The sequence below is a fragment of the Azospirillum aestuarii genome (genome assembly GCF_016632405.1).
In the GTDB taxonomy this organism is placed as follows: domain Bacteria; phylum Pseudomonadota; class Alphaproteobacteria; order Azospirillales; family Azospirillaceae; genus Azospirillum; species Azospirillum aestuarii.
This window is the reverse complement of the sequence record NZ_JAEPIV010000008.1, coordinates 1-19,964: the sequence shown is the minus strand read 5'-3', so window position 1 is coordinate 19,964 and position 19,964 is coordinate 1. Positions and strand designations below refer to the sequence as shown.

At 67.7% G+C, this 19,964-nt stretch carries 18 protein-coding genes; 7 read left to right on the top strand and 11 right to left on the bottom strand.

From position 1 onward, the window contains the following. From JJL56_RS15885 to JJL56_RS15875, 3 genes are all read right to left on the bottom strand, one after another. On the bottom strand, window positions 1-825 hold the full coding sequence (locus JJL56_RS15885; protein ID WP_200485598.1) for a universal stress protein: 825 nt from the start codon (window positions 823-825) through the stop codon (window positions 1-3). Between the two features lie 47 nt (window positions 826-872). Continuing rightward, complete coding sequence (locus JJL56_RS15880; protein ID WP_200485597.1) at window positions 873-1,715, bottom strand: universal stress protein; 843 nt, start codon at window positions 1,713-1,715, stop codon at window positions 873-875. 299 nt (window positions 1,716-2,014) lie between these two features. Continuing rightward, the gene (locus tag JJL56_RS15875) at window positions 2,015-2,320 is read right to left on the bottom strand and encodes a hypothetical protein (protein ID WP_145629543.1); all 306 of its coding nucleotides are present in this window, start codon (window positions 2,318-2,320) and stop codon (window positions 2,015-2,017) included. Window positions 2,321-3,190: 870 nt separating this feature from the next. On the opposite strand from JJL56_RS15875, the gene JJL56_RS15870 reads away from it, so the two are divergent. Next, window positions 3,191-3,616 (top strand): hypothetical protein, encoded by a 426-nt coding sequence (locus JJL56_RS15870; protein WP_145629544.1) that lies wholly within the window; start codon window positions 3,191-3,193, stop codon window positions 3,614-3,616. 21 nt (window positions 3,617-3,637) lie between these two features. Beyond that, window positions 3,638-4,438: a Crp/Fnr family transcriptional regulator gene (locus JJL56_RS15865; protein WP_145629546.1), complete on the top strand. Its 801-nt coding sequence runs from the start codon at window positions 3,638-3,640 to the stop codon at window positions 4,436-4,438. On the opposite strand, the gene JJL56_RS15860 is transcribed toward JJL56_RS15865, so the two are convergent. From JJL56_RS15860 to JJL56_RS15845, 4 genes are all read right to left on the bottom strand, one after another. Next, window positions 4,355-4,861, bottom strand: coding sequence for an SDR family NAD(P)-dependent oxidoreductase (locus JJL56_RS15860; RefSeq protein ID WP_200485596.1), 507 nt, complete (start codon window positions 4,859-4,861; stop codon window positions 4,355-4,357). The genes JJL56_RS15865 and JJL56_RS15860 overlap by 84 nt on opposite strands. Before the next feature lie 221 nt (window positions 4,862-5,082). After that, the gene (locus JJL56_RS15855; protein ID WP_145629548.1) at window positions 5,083-5,409 is read right to left on the bottom strand and encodes a c-type cytochrome; all 327 of its coding nucleotides are present in this window, start codon (window positions 5,407-5,409) and stop codon (window positions 5,083-5,085) included. Next, on the bottom strand, window positions 5,406-5,789 hold the full coding sequence (locus JJL56_RS15850) for a c-type cytochrome (RefSeq protein ID WP_145629549.1): 384 nt from the start codon (window positions 5,787-5,789) through the stop codon (window positions 5,406-5,408). The genes JJL56_RS15855 and JJL56_RS15850 overlap by 4 nt, the downstream gene beginning before the upstream one ends. 679 nt (window positions 5,790-6,468) lie before the next feature. Next, a complete protein-coding gene (locus tag JJL56_RS15845) occupies window positions 6,469-6,867 on the bottom strand; it encodes a RidA family protein (protein ID WP_145629550.1) in 399 nt (132 codons plus the stop codon). 102 nt (window positions 6,868-6,969) lie between these two features. On the opposite strand from JJL56_RS15845, the gene JJL56_RS15840 reads away from it, so the two are divergent. The 3 genes from JJL56_RS15840 to JJL56_RS15830 all read left to right on the top strand — a co-directional run bounded on the left by JJL56_RS15840 (window position 6,970) and on the right by JJL56_RS15830 (window position 9,262). Further along, window positions 6,970-7,878 carry a LysR family transcriptional regulator gene (locus JJL56_RS15840; protein ID WP_200485595.1) on the top strand — a complete coding sequence of 303 codons (909 nt, stop codon included), beginning with the start codon at window positions 6,970-6,972 and terminating at the stop codon, window positions 7,876-7,878. 78 nt (window positions 7,879-7,956) lie between these two features. Next, window positions 7,957-8,673: a YoaK family protein gene (locus JJL56_RS15835; protein ID WP_200485594.1), complete on the top strand. Its 717-nt coding sequence runs from the start codon at window positions 7,957-7,959 to the stop codon at window positions 8,671-8,673. Between the two features lie 52 nt (window positions 8,674-8,725). Beyond that, window positions 8,726-9,262: a mismatch-specific DNA-glycosylase gene (locus JJL56_RS15830; protein WP_145629554.1), complete on the top strand. Its 537-nt coding sequence runs from the start codon at window positions 8,726-8,728 to the stop codon at window positions 9,260-9,262. A 40-nt stretch (window positions 9,263-9,302) separates the two neighbouring features. Here JJL56_RS15830 and JJL56_RS15825 read toward each other — a convergent pair whose 3' ends face one another. Both JJL56_RS15825 and JJL56_RS15820 read right to left on the bottom strand, forming a co-directional pair. Continuing rightward, window positions 9,303-10,184, bottom strand: coding sequence for a ParB/RepB/Spo0J family partition protein (locus JJL56_RS15825; protein WP_145629555.1), 882 nt, complete (start codon window positions 10,182-10,184; stop codon window positions 9,303-9,305). Further along, complete coding sequence (locus JJL56_RS15820; protein WP_014197973.1) at window positions 10,174-11,193, bottom strand: ParA family protein; 1,020 nt, start codon at window positions 11,191-11,193, stop codon at window positions 10,174-10,176. The genes JJL56_RS15825 and JJL56_RS15820 overlap by 11 nt, the downstream gene beginning before the upstream one ends. Before the next feature lie 1,082 nt (window positions 11,194-12,275). Here JJL56_RS15820 and JJL56_RS15815 point away from each other — a divergent pair. Together JJL56_RS15815 and JJL56_RS15810 are read left to right on the top strand one after the other, a co-directional pair. Then, entirely contained in the window at window positions 12,276-13,247 is a 972-nt protein-coding gene (locus JJL56_RS15815) for a replication protein RepA (protein WP_014197970.1), read from the top strand. Between the two features lie 144 nt (window positions 13,248-13,391). After that, complete coding sequence (locus tag JJL56_RS15810; RefSeq protein ID WP_145629556.1) at window positions 13,392-14,630, top strand: trypsin-like peptidase domain-containing protein; 1,239 nt, start codon at window positions 13,392-13,394, stop codon at window positions 14,628-14,630. 95 nt (window positions 14,631-14,725) lie between these two features. On the opposite strand, the gene JJL56_RS15805 is transcribed toward JJL56_RS15810, so the two are convergent. Together JJL56_RS15805 and JJL56_RS15800 are read right to left on the bottom strand one after the other, a co-directional pair. Beyond that, complete coding sequence (locus JJL56_RS15805; RefSeq protein ID WP_200485694.1) at window positions 14,726-18,496, bottom strand: AAA family ATPase; 3,771 nt, start codon at window positions 18,494-18,496, stop codon at window positions 14,726-14,728. Beyond that, window positions 18,496-19,752, bottom strand: coding sequence for an exonuclease SbcCD subunit D (locus tag JJL56_RS15800; protein ID WP_247891092.1), 1,257 nt, complete (start codon window positions 19,750-19,752; stop codon window positions 18,496-18,498). Before JJL56_RS15800 ends, JJL56_RS15805 begins: the two co-directional genes overlap by 1 nt. Window positions 19,753-19,964: the final 212 nt, after the last annotated feature.

Here is a 19,964-nt window from a genome sequence, read left to right as displayed (position 1 = left end):
TCAATGCACCATCAGCACCGGCCGATCGGCGGCTTCCAGCACATGGTGCGTGGCGCCCCCCAACGCTTGTTCGAACACGCGGGCGTGGCCGTAAGCCCCCATGACGAGAAGATCCGCCTCCACCGCGCGGGCCTGGGCGAGAATCGCTCCGGGCGCTTCGAACTCGGCGGCGAAGTTGATCCGCGCGTCCGCGTGGATGCGGTGGGCCTCCAGGTAGGCCAGGGCGCGGCGGTCGGGCTCGTCGTCGAACCCCGGCGGGTGCACGGAGAGCAGGATGGTTTCCTTGGCGTGACGCAGGAACGGCAGCGCGCCGTGCAAGGCGCGGCCGGCCTCGCGGCGCTCGTTCCACGCGACAAGCACGCGCTGCGGCCGGAACGTTTCCTCCGCCCCCGGCGGAACGATCAGCAGCGGCGCGCTGGCGCTCAGCACCAGTTGGCCGAGCGCGCGCGGCGACAGTCCGCCCTTGCCTGCGGGGTCTCGATCATCGCGGCCGGCAACGATCAGGTCGGCGTAACGGCTGTAGAAGGCCAGCCGCTCGGGCAGGAAGCCGTGATCGTCGATCCACTCGCAGTTCAGGCAGGCGGCGCTGCACCGGGCGATGAAGCTCTGTTCCGCTTCGGCCGACGGCCAGTCGGGCACCGGTGGGGCGGGCACCGGTGGGATGGCGACCGGTGCCGCGACGTACCAGGGCAGTGCGGGTTCGGCCGGACAATGAAGGCCGATGAGGCGCGCGCCCATCAGGCGCGCCACCGCGATGGCCGTTGCAAGGCCGGCGCTCGTGTGCAAATCCTGGGCGAACGGCACGAGAATCGTCTTGATGTCCATGATGACCTCCCAATCGGCCTCGCATCGTTCTGCCAATCGCCGCAGCGTTAGTGGGACATCAGCACCGGGACGGTCATACGGTCGAGGATCGAGCGGGTCGCGCCGCCGAGCACCCATTCACGGGCGCGGGAGTGTCCGTAGGCACCCATGACCAGCAGATCCGCATCGTGGTCAAACATCCAGTTCAACGCCACATCCGCCACGTCGCTGCCCTCCGACGACAGGGAGGCCACCTCCACCGTCACGCCGTGGCGGGCCAACAGGGTGCCGATGTCCGCCCCCGGCAACGCGCCGTGACCGCTTGGCGTGGACGCCGCATCGACCACCAGCACCGTGACCGATGTCGCTTTTTCGAGCATGGGCATGGCATCGGCGACCGCGCGCGCCGCCGCCCGGCCCGCGTCCCAGGCCACCACGATCCGTTTCCCGATGGTGGGGCGGAGGCCGGCTTGCGGAACCAGCAGCACCGGCCGCCCGCAGGACATCATCACCGTTTCGATCTCCAGCCGGCCGACGAGCGCCGGATGGCCGGGCAGCGTCTGACCGAGGACGAGAAGGTCCGCGTAGCGGGCGTTCAGTGCCAGAGCCCTGTCGATCGCAGTGTCATCGCACTTGCAGATCCGCCGTTCCGCCACGCACCGCTGCCGGTCGAGCAAGGCGTCCATCCTGGCAACCGTGCGCTCCGTCGCCTCCGCTGCGGACTGGTTCAGCGCATCGGTCACGAACTGCGGAACGCCACCGTCGATGGACATGGGAATGCGCGGCTGAATGTCGAGCACGAGGCCGGTCAGGTGGGCCGTGTGCTGCTCCGCCAGGAGCATGGCCGCTTCGACCCGTGCCGCGCCGGCCGGGCAATCATCGAACTGGACGAGAATTTCCCGGTAGGACATGGCCGCGTCTCCTTGGTCGTGTGAAGAGCCGTTTTCGCCCGACGAGCATCGTGAGACAGCATTGGCACGGATGAGCGCCGCGGCATTAACCTGGATAAAGACGGGAGCGGCGCAGACGCTGGGAACCGGCTCCGCCAGGCGTGCACGAGGTGGTCAATCAACTCGCCGCCAACCCGCCGCCAACCCACCGCGGATCGGCAGATACGGAAAGCCGTAGGCGGGGCTTCGGCGGGCGGTGGCGCGGACGCGGGCCGGGTGGCGGCCGTGCGCCGCCCTTGTCGGCCCGCAAGTCGTCCTTGTCAGGCGATTGTGTGGTGACCATCGCCCTCTCCCTTGCGCACCGCTTCCTCGTTCTCGTGATGCCGGACGTAATGCGTCAGAACGATCTTCAGGACACCGGCGCGCTTCATGTCCCGGCAGACCACGGCATGGGCGATGTCATCCTCGATCATGCAGCGGATGGTGCGTTGCCCCTCCGGGGTCTGGTCGAGGTAGAAGCCGAGTTCCGCTGCGACGATCTCCGGCAAATGCTCATGCTCGGCGATGGCGTCGATCTCCTCACGGGTCAGCCCACTCAGCCCGATGCAGTCCTCGATCGTGATCATTATGGCGGTCTCCCTGGTCACGGGTGTGATACCAGTCTGGCCGGATCGAGCCGCGTGGACCTTAACCCAGGTTAGCAAGGCCCGACTTCAGTTGGCTTGTCCCGCACCGTCCGCACTGCCCGTGTGGAGGACCAGCCGCAAGCAGGTGTGCGGCGACGTTGTCCACGCTGACTCCGCGTCAACCTGCTCGGCCAGCATGGCGATCGGTTCGAGGCCGGCGGACCGTCCCCACTCCGGCGGCAAACCATCGCTGTGTTGCCGGATTCCATGTGACCAAGCTAACGGCAATGGCAGCGATGGCCGCCAAGGCTGGGACCATGATGCCGAGAAGATGGCGGCTGATGTTCCGTCGCGCCAAACCTATGCGAGATGGAGAGGCCGGCGCTACATTGGTCAAGAGTTGCATTACCAAACACCTTGGTCATCGAAAAGTTGCTGTTGACATTCTAAATACTAATCTCTTTATGATCTTCCTATCAAAGTGCACGATAATTTCATAATACAGCATATTGTTGCGCCGTGATGATTTATCACAATATGAATCGCGTGTTTCGCCATAGTTTATTTTATTGTTTTAGGCATTGATGCTGCTGCTAATTGCGTACGCCGCAAAAGACGCGATGGGGTGTCGTCTGCCTATTTTACGGTTATGTTCCGTCTCATTAGCATAGCCGTGCCGGATGGTGATCCAGATCAAGTCAATCGGCGGCACAATGACAGACTGTTGCCGTGATGAGCCCAAGCGTTAAAAGATCGGCGGCGAAAAATCGGCGGCTGTGTCTCTGCCACAGCCGAGTTTTTTCGATGTCACTTTTTCCTGATGAGGGCGGTGCTCAAGCTTAACCCCGTGCATTGCCACAGGAGGCGGCCATGATGCCAACCGGTGACCTTGCGGAAGTCGAGCATCTCCATGCCGAACTCATGAACGCGATTGCCTTGGCGCTGGCGAGCGGCAGGCATCGCGATCAGGATTTGCTGTTTCTCTTTCAATGGGTGCACGAGGTGGGGCAGGCCGAGGCAATGGCCGGACTCCGGTCCGTTGCAAGCGAGGCGCCGGACCGGACAATGAAGATGGACTGCCGGAGCGTATTGCGGTCACTCGTCTGCACGCCGGCACACACGCCTCTCGGGATCGCCGCGAAGCTGGCGGTCGCATGTGCAATGTTCGACGCTTTCACTGTGGCTCAAGAGGCGCCGGAAGGTCCTGTGGCCCCCCATGTCATTCTGTCCGCCTTTTTCGACGCCATGGCCCAGGCTCAGCTGCTTCCGATGGAGCGGCCAAGCCTTCCGCACTGATACCAGGCTGAGGAGGCGGTCATGCAATCAGACTGCCAAGCGTGCCCGCTGCGACGTGACGGGTTGTGTGCGAGCGTTGCGGATGAACAGTTGTCCAGCTGGGCGGCGATCAAACGCCCGGTCCGCACCATTCGCGCCGGCGCCAGTTTGTTTGTCGAAGGTGACGAAAACGAGATGGTCTACATCGTTCGCCGTGGCTGGGCGTTGGCGTCCATGATGCACGAGAACGGCCGGCGCCAAGTGCTGCGTTTCGTCATGCCGGGAAATCTGGTCGGTTTCGAGCGGGCCGCCGACGGTAACATGCCCTGCACGGTTGAAGCCCTCACCGATCTGATCGTCTGTCCGATGCCACGCCATTCCCTGATGCGCTTTTGCCAACAGGCGCCGAACGTTGCCTTGCGGATGGCCTCCTTGCTCGCGGCCGAAACGATCTCGGATTGGCGGCTCCTGGGCGGGCTCGGCACCCGAACCGCCGCGGAGCGGATTGCCCGGCTTCTCCTTGCCCTTTACAATCGGCAACGGCAAAGAACCGCACCGGACATCTCGGACGTGACATTGCCGATCAGCCAGGTCCTCATTGCCGATGCCACAGGTCTGACACCGGTCCACGTGTGTCGGACGCTCAAAGAGATGCGGACGGACGGCCTGCTGTCCTTCGCGAAAGGGCACCTGCGTGTGCTCGATTGGATGCGGCTTACTGAACTGGCCGAGATGAGCGATGCCACGACACTTCAGCCATCATCCAAGCAAGACGCGTCGTTGCCACTCAAAATCGATGGGAGCGGAGGCAGCCGCTGCAAGCTTTCCGGAAGCCATCCTTGAACCTGTCCAGGGGGGCGGGAATTCCATTTCACATTCCTTTGCCATCTCACCTCGCCGTGGACCCGGCGGCCCCGGCCCGGCTGACGGCTTGCAGCCACGGCCTGCAGCTGCGGAGCGACCCGCGCGCATGAAGGCGAGATACTCGGATACCACGCCGCCGGGCTCGACGCTCTTCACGGAAATGCCCAGGCCGGACAGCTCGTAGGACAGGGATTCGGAGAATCCTTCCAGAGCGAACTTGGACGCGCCATAGAGCGAGATCATCGACAACGCGAAGACCCCCGCCCCGGAGCTGACATTGACGATCACCCGCGACCGGTTGGCCCGGACATGGGGGAACACGGCGCGGGTCTCGTCCATCATGCCGACGACGTTGACCTCGAACTGCTCCAGAACCAGAACCCGTCTCCGCCATCGCCGCATCGCTCGGCCACCTGTCGGACAGCGCCTTCAGCGCCACGTTCCGGCGGCTCATGGGCGTCTCGCCGGCACGCTACCGGACGGAAGCGGATAGACAGGTCGCTTCGGATCACGGGGCCACGATCAAGACCTGATCGCCCGTCACACGCATTCTCCCAAGGCGGATTGAGCCGCCTTCGGGCCAGAGAACGGCCTGACCGACCATCAGGCGTTGAGAGCCGGACCTAGCGCGCCATCCTTTGCAGATAGGCGATGACGTCATCGGTCTCCGAGCGTGAAAGGTTTAGGTCGGGCATCGGCGGGTGAGGAGCGACCAGCCATTGCCGCAGCCAATTCGGACCGCGGTTCGGATCGCGCGCGATGCTGGCCAAGGTCGGCACCGCGTCGGTGCCGCGCACGGCAGGGCTGTCCGCGTTGCCGTCCGAGATTACGTGGCAGGCGGCGCACCAACGGTCGGCAATGCTTCTGCCGGCTTCCGCATCCGCCGCCTGAGTCACGTCCACCACGGCGAACAACGCCATCAACACCCCCGCGCACAGGCCCGTCTTCATTGCAAGCCTCCCTTCAGGGACATCAGGTACGCGACGACATCGTCCGTTTCCTCCGTGGACAGGCGGATGTTCGGCATGACGGGGTGGGATGTCCGCAGGTAACTGCGCAGAGCCATTTCGGTGACCCCCGGATCACGCATTCGCTCGACCAGGTCGGGCGCAGCAAGATCCTCCTGCATGGGGGGTGGCTTGGCCGTCGGCGGCTGCGACACGCGGTGGCACTCGCCGCAGACGTCCTCGACCAAGCGGCGCCCGAATCCGATGCTGCCCGGTCCATCGGTCGCGGCGTGCGCGAACGCGGCAATGATCAACGAGGCGATGGTTGAGGCGATGATTGCTCCGACCGCTAGACTGGGCAATCGGCACGGAGTGTCGACCATTTCAGGCCTCCCTGTGCCACGGGGCTGGTGCAATGGACAAAGCGTCTTGCGCAGAAACGGCCGCCCGCCCGAACTCGGCGACAAGCCGGAAAGGTTCTGCGACGATCAGATGCATGCTATGGCTTGGGGGCGCCGGAAGTCCACTCTTCGTACGAGGTACATGGCTGGCAGGGCTCGGCCTGACATCGGCCAAACCCACGGGGACCAAGCGTTACCGAGCGCGATGAGCTGATTTAAGCGTCGATCCGCGGAATTCATCAAGGCCAGCAGCCAGCGGCTGCGACAACAGGCCGGGGTGGATGCGGCGGCCATCGAATTTTGCCGGGTCCGATTGACTTACCGGTAGCAAAATCGATGCGCAGGCGGAGTCTGGTCATGGCCAAATTGGCCGTGGTCGTCGTGACGTCTGAACGCTGCCCGCAGCACCTGATAACAGTGGGGCTGGGGGATCTCTTGTCCCACTCACATCCCTGCGACACGCCGGCCCCCGGCTGTCGGTTCGGCGAACGGTGAACGGTGAACGGCACCGGCACTTCGACGGTGCCGTCCATCGTCGGGCTGCGAAACGCCGCGCCAGAACTGGTAGCGTGACCCGAGGTGGAAGCTGCGCAGCGTGTAGTTGCCGCCGATCTCGAACCGGTCGGACAGCAGCGGCTGTGAAATCAAATTCAATGTTGGCTCAGGCGGCCTGTGGAATCCGAGCGATCACCTTGATCTCGAAGTCGAAACCGGCGAGCCAGGTCACTCCGACAGCGGTCCAGTTGGGATAGGGCTTCTGCGGAAACATCTTGTCCTTGACGGACAGGACGGTCTCGAACTGGGCCTCCGGATCGGTGTGGAACGTCGTCACGTCCACGATGTCGTCGAACGTGCCGCCGGCCGCTTTCAGAACCTCGCCAAGATTGTCGAAAGCCAGTTGAACCTGTTTCGCGAAGTCCGGCTCGGGCGAGCCGTCCTCGCGACCGCCGACCTGCCCCGAGACGAAGAGCAGATCGCCGGATCGGATGGCCGCGGAGTAGCGGTGGATCTCGTAGAGCGCCTGCCGGCCGGAAGGAAAGATGGCGTCGCGCTTGGACATCTGATGTCTCCCGTTCAGATTGGAACTGGAGAGGAAATAGCGGCCCCGAGCCTGCGCGATTAGACGTTGAAATCGGCACGGGTTGATGCAAGATCGCCATTAATGACGCGCCCCTCCCTGAATGATCTCAGCGCCTTCGTGGCCGTTGCCACCCATCGCAGCTTTCGCCGCGCGGCGGATGAACTCGGAACGGCGCCGTCCACGCTGAGCCACGCGATGCGGGGCCTTGAGGACCGGCTGGGCGTGCGCCTCCTCAACCGCACGACCCGCAGCGTCTCGCCGACCGAAGCGGGGCTCGAACTGCTCGGCCGTCTGCAGGTTGCCCTGGCATCGCTGGATGAAGCGCTGGACGCCGCCACGGCCTTCCGCGGCAATGTGGCCGGCAAAGTCCGGGTCAACGCACCGCGTGTGGCCGCGGCGCTTCTCGTCCGCGACGTCCTCCCGCGCATGGTCGAGCGGTTTCCCGACGTGACGGTGGATCTGGTCGTCGAGGGGCGATTGATCGACATCGTGTCGGGCGGCTTCGATGCCGGCGTCCGCCTGATCGACTCCATCCCGAAGGACATGATCGCGGTGCCCTTCCCGGACCCGATCGGGTTCGTCTGCGTCGCCTCCCCCGCCTATCTGGACCGCGCCGGTGAGCCGACGACGCCCGACGATCTCCAGCACCATCGCTGCATCGGCCATCGCCTGCCGGGCGGCCGGCTGTACCGGTGGGAGTTCGAGCGGGCCGGGCGGGAATTGACGGTCGACGTCAACGGGCCGCTGGTGCTCGACGATGAGGAGTTGATGGCGGAGGCCGCCGCGCAGGGTCTGGGGATCGCCTATGTGGCGAGTTGGGCAGCCGACGCCGCGCTGGCGGAGGGGCGGTTGCGAACCGTTCTGCCCGCCTGGATGCACAAGCCGGAGCGGGCGGCGGTGTACTATCCCGGGCACCGCGCCGTGCCGCCGGCCCTGCGGGCGTTCCTCGACATCGTCAAGGCGATGCCGGTCGGTGCGGGAACGCATTGATGATCCTCCAAACCAGCGGGTCCCCGACGCGTGCTGCCCCCACTATGATGGCGCGCCGCTTGGTTCAGGGAGTAGGGCATGCTGGTCCGGCAGGGTGAACATCGTGGAGTGTCGGCGGACCGCAGTCTGGCCTGGTCGCTGGCGGGCATCGCCGGCGCCGTCAACGCCGCGGGATTCTACGCCGCCGGCCTCTATTCCTCGCACATGACCGGCACCGTCTCGACCATGGCCGATCATCTGGCTCTGGGCGAGATGGGCGCCTTCGGCATGGCGCTGGCGATCGTGGCGACCTTCATCGCCGGGGCGATGGTGTCGGCGATGCTCATCAACGCCGGGCACCGCCGCGGCCTGTCGGCGATCTACGCCTACAGCGTCTGCCTCGAAGCCCTGTTGCTCGCCGGGCTCGGCGCCGCCGACGTCTGGCTGCACGAGCTGCGCGGCGCCGCGTTGGTCATGGGGTTGAGCTTCCTGATGGGGTTGCAGAACGCCATCGTCACGCGCATCTCCAACGCCCGCGTCCGCACCACCCACGTCACCGGCATGATCACCGACATCGGGATCGAGCTGGGCAACCTGATCGACGATCTCTACCACCGCAACGGCCGGGATCGCGTGCGGGGGACGCTCGACAAGCTGAAGACGCATCTGCCGACCGTCGGGTCCTTCTTCCTGGGCGGCGTGCTGGGGGTTCTGGGCTACAGCGCCTGGGGCGCCATGCTGTTCGTGACGCTGGCGATCATCCTTGCCGGCTTCGCCGCCCCGGTGATCTTCGCTGAATGGCGAACAGCGGAGTGAGAGTGTTTCAAATTCAGCGTTGCCGGACGCCGCTTTTGAGTGTTGACGCAGCATGACCGATTCCGAAGGCCCCATCCCCGACATCATCGCCCCCGGCCTGAACGCTTTGTTCGTTGGATTCAATCCGGGGACGCGCTCCGGGCGGCTCGGCCACAACTACGCGGGGCACGGTAACCAGTTCTGGAAGCTGCTGGCGGAATCCGGCCTGACGCCGCGCCTGCTGGCCCCGGAGGAGGACCGGCTCCTGCCGGACTTCGGGCTGGGGTCCACCAACCTCGTGGCGCGGGCCACGCCGGGCGCCGCCGATCTCAGCCGGGCGGAGCTGCGCGGCGGCGTGCCGCGGCTGCGCGCCCTGGTCGCCGACATCCGGCCGCGGGTGATCGCCTACACGGGCAAGGGTGTCTATCTCGCCGCCGCGGATCGCGACCGGGCCGACTGGGGCGTGCAGCCGGACAGTCTGTTCAATGGTCCGGTGGATGTCGTGCTGCCGTCGCCGAGTGGGCTCGCCCGCTTGCCCTTCGCGGAAAAGCTGCGCTGGTTTTGCGAGGTCAGGCGGGTCATCGACGCTGAAGTTGACACCCGCCGCTGACGTCAGCGGGTGTCCGTTACAAATTCAGCGTTGCTGACGGTCAGGCCAGCAGCTCATCGAGAAGGGCGTGGAGGCGGCGCAACTCCTGCCATTGCGCCTCGCTGAGCTGCTTGCGGTGCGCCCGCAGCTCCCCGGCGTCGACGGCGGAGAAGTCCTTGGCGATGCGCTGGACGGCGGAGACGAAACGCACCGCCGGGGCGGGCTGAACCTTCGCCGCCGCCACGGAATCCGGCTCGCCGCCGCCCATCTGGGCGCGCTTTGCCTCGCGCAACGCCTTGACGGTGCCGCCGTCCTTGATCGTGTCCCACAGCTTTCTCTGCAGAAGCGGATCGTCCACCGCGGCGATCTCCGTCAGGATGCTTTTCGGCACGGAACGGTGGCGCGTTTCAAATTCAGCGACGATGTCCGCCGGCAGACGCAGCAGCGACAGGGTGCGCGTCACCTCCGCCTGGCTGCGCCCGATCACCTGCCCCAGCGCCTCGTGCGTGTAGTCGTGCCGCTCGATCAGCCGGGCGAAGGCGCGAGCCAGCTCCATGGCGTCGAGGTCGACGCGCTGGATGTTCTCGATCAGCGCCAGCTCGTCCGGATCGCCGTCGGTGACGATGGCGAAGATGGTCTGGCGCCCGGCCAGCCCGCAGGCGCGCAGGCGCCGCTCACCCGCGATCAGCCGGTAGTCGCCGTCGCCGAGATCCTGCACGAGGACCGGCTGCTTCAGCCCGTGGCGGGCGATGGAGTTGGCCAGTTCCTGAAGCGACTGGTCGTCGAAATGGCGGCGCGGCTGGTCGGGATTGGGGTGCACCCGGTCGAGATCGACCTCGATCAGCCGCGGGAAGTCGGCGGACAGCCCGAACAGCGCGTCCCCACCGCGCTGCGCCGCCTTGTCGAAAATGCGGGTGCTGGTCCGTTCGAGTTTACGAGACATGGGCGTCTTCCGCAGTCTGGAGGTGGGCGGCCAGTTCGCGCGCCAGTTCGCCGTAAGCCTGGACGCTGTTGGAATTCGGATCGGCCTCGATGGCCGGACGGCCGGCGCCCGACGCCTGGGCGAACAGGGTGGCGCGCGGCACCGCGTTCAGAACGCGGGTGCGCCCCTCGTAATGCTCCTGGATCTCGCGCAGGCTGGCCTGATCTTGCGTCAAGCGCGACGAGAACATGGTCGGCAGGATGCCGAAGATGTTCAGCGACGGGTTCGAGCGGCGGCGGATCTTGGCGATGGTTTCCAGCAGAAGCGGCACGCCGAGCCCGGCGAACACCTCCGTCTGCACGGGAATCAGCACGAGGTCGCTGGCCGCCAGCGCATTGATGGTGAGAAGACCGAGGTTGGGCGGGCAGTCGATCACGATGACGTCGTAACGGTTCCGCACCTCCGCCAGCTTCTCCTTGAGGACCAGGGAGTTGTCCGGCTCCGCCACCAGTTCCGTCTCCGCCGCGGCCAGCCCGATGCTGGACGGGGCGAGCATGACGGCGCCGCCGCACACCGGCTGGAGGATGCTGTCGAAGGACGCCCCGCCGCGCACGACATTATAGATGCCCTTGCGCTGGGTTTCGATCTCGCCGGGGTCGAGCCCCATGTGGACGGTGGCGTTGCCCTGGGGATCGCTGTCGAGAAGCATCACCTTCAGGCCCAGCGTGGACAGCGCATAAGATAGGTTGACCGCCGTCGTCGTCTTGCCGACGCCACCCTTCTGATTCGCCACCGCCACCACGGCGCGCTGCATCTTGGGCACCCCGGCGTTCTGCGGCACGGCGGCCATGCCGCCTTGACCCGCCAGGAAGCCGGCCACCTGCTGGGGGATGCGCTCCGCCCCGCTTTCCCACCGACTGATCCGGGAGCGGTCGTAGCGGCGATTCAGTGCGCCGTTGAGCCAGGTCGCGAAGCTCAACTGGTCCTCGGCGCGCCGTTCGCGGATGGCGCGCAGTTCTTCCCCGTTCATCGGGCCTCCGGCTTTCCCTGTGTGAGGTCCTTTCTTGCAAAATGTGACGCAACTGGTCAAGCCGGAGCGCACCGAATTGCGTCAAATGGCGGCAAGAGGGTGTGTCATGCGACGTCGTATGGGACAATGGTCATAGAAAGGGGCGGCTTTCTCCAACCGTTTCGAGGGGCGGGAAACCGTTCCGGTGGCGAATCGACCGAGACCCCGTCAAGCCCATTTTCCAAAGCGTTACCAATTCAGCGTTGGGTGGGCGAAGCGGTTTCGATTCGGTCCTTGATACGTCTGGATTCTGCCGTTTCAAATTCAGCGTCGGTGCTCGATTCGCTGGTTTGCGTCACCGTTGCAAGATCTGCGCGAGACTCGGCGAGTCGGCTAAGCCCTGGAAAGCCTTGGGTTTCCGAGTCGAATGTTACCAATTCAGCGTTGGAGCCGAGTCGCCTTTGTATCAAATTCAGCGTCGGGTCCGCTTGACAGTTGACGGTCTTGGCCTGGCACCCCTGACCCGGACCGGCACGCGCTCCGGTGGAGGAACGGGGCCGGGATCACCCTCGAATGCCCGGTTGGCGATTCTTCGCCCCCTCCGACGTTGCGTTTTCAGCGAAGGGGGTCGCGCCAGCACCCGCGCAACCGGTCTAACCGGAGAATCCTATAGGGACTCATATAGGACATGGTTGCGAGTTCAGCGTGGATAACCGCCTTTCGTGACTCGTCTTCAGCGTGGATGAGCGAGTCCCCGTTGCGACTTCGGCGTCCCCGCCGTTGCGGAATCAGCGAGCCGATCCGGCCGGTTTCGCCCGTTGCGATTCCAAATCAGCGTGGACAAGCCCGCACGGCTGTGGACAAGCGGCTTTCCGGCATCCGGCGCTCCTCGGACGACGCTGATTTTGAAACGTTGGCTTGGCCATGGCCGGCAGGGCGAGGGATGGCCGGGATCGCGAAAGGCCGCTTCGCTGAAGTTGAGTCGGAATCTGCAGCTTCCGTTGCAACTTCAGCGATTCATGGGATGGACGCGCTTCACAGCCACCACATTTTGTGTTTTCTGAAATGACAGGAACGTGACCGAACGAGGCCGGAGGGGTCCCATGGCGAAAATCCACGAGCAGCTTACCCTGGAGGGATTCGAGGCGGTTCTTGCCCGCACCGAAGACCCCAAGGAGCGCCGCCGTGTGATGATGGCCCATGAAGCGCTGTCCAACGAAATGGACGCAATCGGCTATCTCCACGCCGGCTTCTGTCAGGCCTCCCTGCCGCACCGCAAGCCCAAGGACGAGACCGCGCCCTGGGTGCGCAACAACGGCAAGTACCAGCTCGTCGTCCGCCCCGGCATCCTGCCGCTGCGCGACGGCACGGTCCTGGACGTCGGTGTTCCCTATGGCGCCAAGGCGCGCCTGATCATGATCTACCTGCAGACCGAGGCGCGCAAGACGCGCAGCGCCCATGTCGATCTGGGACCGAGCATGAGCGCGTGGCTGCGCCGTCTCGGGCTGGCCCCGACGGGCGGCGAGCGTGGGAACTACAAGCCGGTGCGCGAGCAGGTTCTGCGGATCGCCCGTAGCGAATTCACCCTGCGCACCACCACCGGCCCCTCGACGGCGGAGATCTCCGACCAGCGCCTGATCGACGGCATCAAGCTGTGGCGGGACGAGGAGGACACGCCCGACCTGTTCCGCACCGGCGGCGAGTGGGTGCGCTTCGTCCGCCTGACCCAGAGCTTCTTCGAGCATCTGATGGAACACGCCGTCCCGCTGGACGAGCACGCCATCGCCAAGCTGAAGAACTCCGCCCTGGCGCTCGACGCCTACGTGTGGCTGGTCCACCGCCTTCACCGGCTGGACAAGCAGACGGTGGTGCCCTGGCACGCCCTGTCGCAGCATTTCGGCTCGGTCAGCGAGCACCGCGTCCTGGCCTTCCGCCTGAAGGAAGCGCTGAAGGACGTCATGGCCGTCTATCCCGACGCGAACATCGAGCCGACCTCCAAGGGCCTCGTCCTGCGTCCCTCGGCGCCCGCCGTGCCGTCGAACAAGCATCTTGTCCTGCGCCCCGTCCGTGGCTGACGGACGGGTGGTTGAGCGTTGCGGGTGAAACATCCCAAAGCGCGCTGCGCGGTGTTGAAAAGCGCCTTTAAGGCGTGACATTGTTGGTCGGTCGCAACCATCCGGCGCAATGCCGTGCCGGATGCAGCAAAAGGACCGCTTCCAATGTCCTACAGGGTCGACGACGATCAGTATCCGGCGCGCGCCGTGGTCTCCATCGAGGCCAGCTGGGGAAACCGGACCTACGTCGGCTCGGGCTTTCTGGTCGGTCGCAACGACGTCATCACCGCGTCCCACGTCGTCTACAACGCCGCTCTCGGCGGCAAGCCGAGCAGCCTGAAGATCTACCCGTCCTACAATCCCGGCAAGTCGGACAACGTCGCCTACGGCGTTGCCAAATCGCAGTTCTTCACCAATTTCGACCCGGATTCGGACGGCAGGCTCATCGCCGGCGATTTCTACCGGACCACCCAGAGCGGATCGGAGATCGACGTTGCCCTGCTGACCCTGTCCCAGCCGATCGGCGACACCTACGGCTATTTCGGGATCGATTGGAACTTCAGGGGCGGGGCGGCCAATGTCCTGGGCTATCCCACCAAATACGGACGGTACGAAGTCTTCGACAGCGGCACCATTCGCCGGTCGAGCGTCGACACGGTCTATTATTTGAACGCGGACCTGGAGATCAATCCCGGGAACTCCGGCGGTCCGATCTACTACAGCACCGGAAGCGGTGTCTTCGCCGTCGGCGTCGTGTCGACCGCCATCGGTGCCACCGCGCTTGGCGGTCACGCCTACTGGCTGAGGGACGCCCTGTCCGCCAACGATTCCTACATCGCCTCCGCGAGCCAGCCGGCCGCCGACTCGCAGCGGCGGGCCTTCGTGAACAACGGCGTGTCCGGCTGGGAAGTCCAGATGGACATCTATGTCGGCCCGCTGACCACGCTGAAGAACGTCTATCTGGGCACCAAGTCCATCGAGGCGGTGATCGGCAGCGAGCTGGGCGATTTCATGAATCTGGGCGGCGGCGACGATGCGGCGGACGGGAAGGGCGGTGACGACGTCCTGGACGGCGGCACCGGCTCCAACTTCCTGACCGGCGGGGCGGGCAACGACACCTTTTTCCTGGACGGGCGGGGCACCGGGGTCACCTGGTCCACCATCACCGATTTCGAGGCGGGCGAATGGACGACCGCCTGGGGATGGAAGGAGGGGGTGTCGAAGCTCACCTGGGAGGCGATGAAGGGCGCCAAGGGGTCCGAGGGCGCCACGGTGCGCATCGACTTCGATGGCAACGGCACCATCGACGGCAGCATCACCTTCACCGGAAAATCGGTCGGCGCGGTCATCACCATGCCGGGGCAGGTCGGTGCCGACAGCTATCTGGCCTTCCGTCTGGCCTGACGCCTCTTTCACCACAGAGACGCAGAGACACGGAGGAGAGGGCGCGCCTCTGTGCCTCCGTGTCTCCGTGCTGATCCCGCGCAGCCTGAAACGCCTTACAAAGGCAGCAGCAGTTCCCGTTCCGCCGCCGCGTCCGCTGACGGCGCCGCCAGCGTCCCGCGGGTCACCGTCACGGCGCTGCGCCCGCCGCCCTGCGGGATGACGCGCACCTGCACGCCGATCCGCTCCACCAGAGCCGGGACGTGGCTGATGACTCCGACCTGCCGCCCGGTGGCCTGGAGCGCCTCCAGGCAGGACAGGGCCAGATCCAGGCTGCCGGGGTCCAGCGTGCCGAACCCCTCGTCGATGAACAGCGTGCCGATCCCGGCGCCGCCGCTGCCTCCCGCCATCGCCGACAAGCCGAGCGCCAGGGCCAGCGACACCAGGAACATCTCGCCGCCGGACAGGCTGTGCACGCCGCGCCGCTCGTCGCCCATCTCGCCGTCCACCACCTGGATTTCCAGGTCGGCCCCGCCGACCCGCTCCAGCCGGTAGCGGCGGGCGAGATCCGCCAGATAGCGGTTCGCCTGCACCAGAAGCAGATCGAGGCTGAGGCTCTGGGCGAAGTTGCGCAGCTTCCGCCCGTCGGCGGAGCCGATGAGCTGCGCCATGGTCGCCCACAACCCCTGCGCCTTGCGCTGCGCCTCCACCCGGTCGAGCACGGCGGCGAGGCGGCCGCGATTCTCCGTGTCGGCGCGCAGCCGGGCCTGGGCCTCGCCCAGCCGGTCGCGGACCTCCTGAAGGCGCCGGCCCGTTTCGGCAACGGCCTCGCCGGCCTCCTCCGCACCGGGCAGGGGGCGCCCGGCGGCGTGGTGCTCCTGCCGCAGCCGCGTCCGCTCCGCCGCCCGAAGCGCGTCCTCGCGCCGCGCCGACTCGAGGGCTGCCAGCGCCCGTTCCTCATCGGCCAGCCAGTCCTCGTCCCGGACCAGATGGGCGCGCGCCGCCTCCACGGTGACGCCGCAGCGCTCCGCCGCGGCGGCCAGGGCGTCGGCCGCGGCTTCCGCCTCGGCGGTGCAACGGCGGGCGGCATCGCCGCGCGTGGCGACGGTCTGCTCCGCCCCCGACAGGCGGGCCGCCGCGTCCTGCCGGCCGATCGTGGCCTGTTCGACCAGAGCCTCCGCCCGCTGGCAGGCTTCGGCCAACTCCTTCTTCACCACGGCGACCGCCCGTCCGCCCAGCAGGGACCCCCGTGCCGCGCGCCGGTCCCCCAGTGCCGCGGCCAGCCCCTCGCACCGCCGCCGCGCCGTCTGCTCGGCCTGCCGCGCGCCTTCCAGCTCCGCCGCCTTGGCGCCGGCCTGCCGCTCCAGAGCCTCCACGTTGCGTCGCGCCTTGGCCAACCCCTCACGCTGGCGCAGAACTTCGGCGACCCGCCCGCCGAGATCCTCACGGAACGCGTCGGGGTCGCGGTCGAGCCGGCTGTCCCAACCCTCAACCCCGGCGAAGGGCGGGGCCAGTTCCGCCCGCACCGCCGCCCGCGTGTCCGCCGCCTGATCGCGCCGCGCCATGGCCAGGGATTCGGCATGGCGGGCGGCGTCACGCTGACGGGTCCGCGTCTCGATCGCCCGTTCCGCCTCGGTCAGCGCCGCGTCCCGCTCCCGGCAGGTCTGCACCGCGGCGTCGAACCGTGCCTTGTGGTCCAGCGCCGTGGCCTCGGCCCGTGCAGCCTCCGCCAGCTCCGCGTCCACGCCAGCCAACCGCCGGCTGACGGTTTCCGCGTCCGGTTCGGCGGGCAGCCCGAAGCCCGGCGCCCGCTCCGCCCAGCGCTCCGCCGCGGAGGTCCGGTCCGCCGCCAGGGTGGACAACCGTCCATCCAGGGCCGCCGCCCGTTCCCGCGCCGCCTTCGCCGCGGCGGTGTGGGCGCCCTGGTCGGTGGCCAGCCCGGTTACCTCGGCGCGCAGGGCGGCGACGTGCCGCTCCTGGTCCTCGGCCAGCCGGTCGAGCGGCGTGTGCCCGCCTCCCCAGGGATGCTCCGTGGCGCCGCAGACCGGGCAGGACTCGCCCTCCGCCAGTTGGGCGCGCAGCGACGCCACATCCTCGCTGCGGGCAAGGCGCAAGCGGTGCAGGGCGGCGTCCGCTTCCTCCAATGCTGCCCGGCGCTGGTCCAACCGGGCTTTCGCCGCCGCGGCACGGGTTTCCCCTTCCGCGGCGGCGGTGCGCCGCTGCTCCCGTTCCGCCTCAGCCTCCGCGGCGTCGACCGTCAGTCGCGCGACCCGCTCCGCCAGTTGGGCCAAGGCCGCCAGCCCGTCACGCCGCTCCGCCAGAGCCGTGCGGCGCCCGCGCAGGGCGTCCAGCGACTCCACCGCCTCGGCCTTCAGCGCGGACAACGCTTGTTCCGCCGCGTCCCGCCGCGCGGCGGCGTCCCGCCGGACGGCGGACAGGCGAGCCAGCTCCGCCTCGTGGGCCGCAGCCTCCGCGGCAGCGCGGCCAGCCTCCGCCTCCGCTTCCCGCACCGCCCTCGCCGAGTCGCGGTGGCGCAGCAGCAGCGCGTCCCAGCGCGCCCACTGGTCGGCCACCGGCAGCAGCGCCGTCTGCCCGGCCAGCCAGCCGTCCAGCCCCGCCGAGTCAGCCTGGGCCCGGTCCAGCGCCGTCCGGATGGCGGTCCAGCTCTCTCCGATCCCCTTGGCGTCCACCTCCGCCGTTGCGGCGTCCGCGAGCGCTCCGGCCTGTTGGCCGGTCAGCGCGGCGATCTCGGCGTCCAGGGCGGCGGCCTGTTCCAGGTCCGGCTCGGCGGCATCGATGGCGCCGCGGGCCGTCTCGTAGGCACCGCGCACCTCGCGATGACGGGCTTCGGCCTGGACCAGCCGGTCCTGCGCCTCCGTCACCGCGGCGTGGGCGCGGGCCAGGGCCTCTCCAGCTTCCGACGCCGCCGCGGCGCAACGGTCCGCTTCGCTCAATCGCACCCGCAAGGGCTGGAGACGGCGCAGCAGCGCGGCCTCTTCCCGCCGCGCTCCGGCCTCCTGCCAGACCTCCTCGGCCTGCGCGCTCGCCATGGCGGCGTCCGTCTCCGCCTTGGCCAGCCGCGCGTCCTGCTCGTGCCAGACGACGGCGGCGCGGGCCTGCTCGAACGCCGCTTCCTTCTGGCGGACCGCCTCGGTCGCCGCTTCGGCCTCGGCGTCCAGGACGGCGCGCTCGTCGTCGGTCAGCACGCCGATGCCCGCGCATTGCGCCTCCAGCGCCTCCAGCGCCCGCTGTTCCTCCCTGGAACGCTCATGCGCGGCAACGGAGATGCGGGAATAGATCTCGGTGCCGGTCAGCAGCTCCAGCAGGGCGGAGCGCTCGGTCGCCGGAGCCTTGAGGAAGTTGGCGAAATCGCCCTGGGCCAGCAGGACGGCGCGGCGGAACTGCTCGAAGCTCAGCCCCAGCCGTGTGGAAATCTCGTCCAGCACGCTGGTCTTGCCGTCGCCCAGCCGCTTGCCGTCCGCAAGCGCGGTCAGGCTCATCGTCTGCTTCTGCAGCTGGCCGCGCGCGTTCTGCCGCGCCCGCCGCAGCTCCCAGCGCGCCCGATAGGCGGCGCCGTCGATCCCCGCGAAATCCACCTCGGCCCAGCCGGACCCGGCGCCGCGACGCAAAACGCTGCGCACGTCGGTGGTGCTGATGGCGTCGGTGTCACCGCTGGCGCCCAGAGCCACGCCGCGCCCGTCCGGCAGCCGGGGCATCCGGTCGAACAAAGCGAGGCACAGCGCGTCCAGAATCGTGCTCTTTCCCGCACCGGTCGGGCCGGTGATGGCGAACAGGCCGGCGTGCCGCAGCGGCCCTTCGGCCAGCTCCACCGCGAAGGTCCCGTCCAGGCTGGCCAGATTGCCGCCGCGAACCGCCAAAATCCGCATCACGCACCCTCCTGAACGACCGCGACCAGCTCGTGGAAGGCGGCGAGCAAGGCCGGCTCCGGCTCGCCCTCGTGATGGCGGCGGTAGAGCCGCAGGAACACGTCCTCCGGCGCCAAGTCCGCCAGATCGGCCAGAGGGACGGATTCGGCCAGCGTCTCGCCGCTGCCGGTCAGCCGCAGCGCCAGCTTGACCAGCCGCGCCGGGCGTCCGGCCAGCGCCGCGACCACCTCCTCGCGCAGGGCCGGCCGGGGCGCCGGCAGTTCGACCGACACCTCGACGTAAGGCCAGCACTCGCGCGGCAGGGCCTCGTCCAGATCCAGCGCGGCCAGCGCCGCCAAGGCGTCCTCCGGCGCGGCGAATCGTCCGGCGCCGGGGATGCGCCGAATGGCGACGAAGCGGGGCACCCGCAGCGATTCGACATTGGCCAACCGTCCTTCCGCGATGTCGGCCAGCACCACCTGATGCGGGTAGGGCTCCTCGTCCACCGCCAGCGGAAGGGGGGAGCCGCTGTAGCGCACCGATCCGCGCGTTCCCACCGCCTGCGCCCGGTGCAGATGGCCCAGCGCCACATAGGCCGCGTCCTCCGGGAAGACGTCCACCGGCAGCGCGTGCTGGTTGCCGCCGAGGATCTTGCGCTCGCTGAGTTCGGACAGCGCGCCGTCGCGCATGTAGCAATGGCCGGTGAGGATCAGCGCCTCGCCGGGCCGCAACGCGCGCCGCCCGACCTCCGCCGCGTCGGCGTAGACCCGGCGCACCCCCTCGACCAGCGGGTCGGCGCCCGCCGCGATCTCTTCCTCGCTCAGCGGCGGCAGGTCGGAGGGGCGGAGATAAGGCACCGCGACGCAGCGCGCGGCAACCGTTCCGTCGCGGTCGGTCAGCGGAACCACCAGCCCCTCCGGCGCGAAGGCGCCATCCTCGTCCACTGGCAGGGCGCCGACCACCCGCACCCCCATCTCCGTCAGCAGCGGGGAGGGCGCCTCCAGCCGGCTGCCGCTGTCGTGATTGCCGGCGACCACCACGATGTCCAGCGCCGGGCAGCGCGCCTTGGCCTTCGCCAGGAACCGGTAGAACAGGCCGAGCGCCGGGATCGGCGGGTTCTGCCCGTCGAACACGTCCCCAGCGATGATCAGCGCATCGACGGCCTGATCCTCGAGCCGGTCGAGAAGCCAATCAAGGAATCGCGCGTGCTCGTGCTCGCGCGCGAAGCCGTGCAAAGTCTGCCCGAGATGCCAGTCGGCGGTGTGGAGAAGGCGCATGGAGGGAAACGGGTCCATCGGAAAGGGATCGGCATTCTACGAAAGCGCGGCGACGAAGGCGCCGTGTGAAAAAGCAGCGGGAGAAAAATCGCCGGGGTTCGAAAAAAGTGCTTGCCACCCCTGGGGCACCACGCATATAAAGCGCCTCCCGACGCGGTGGCCGCCAACGAGGCGCCGACGGGTCGGGAACACAGAGACATTCTGGCCCTGGC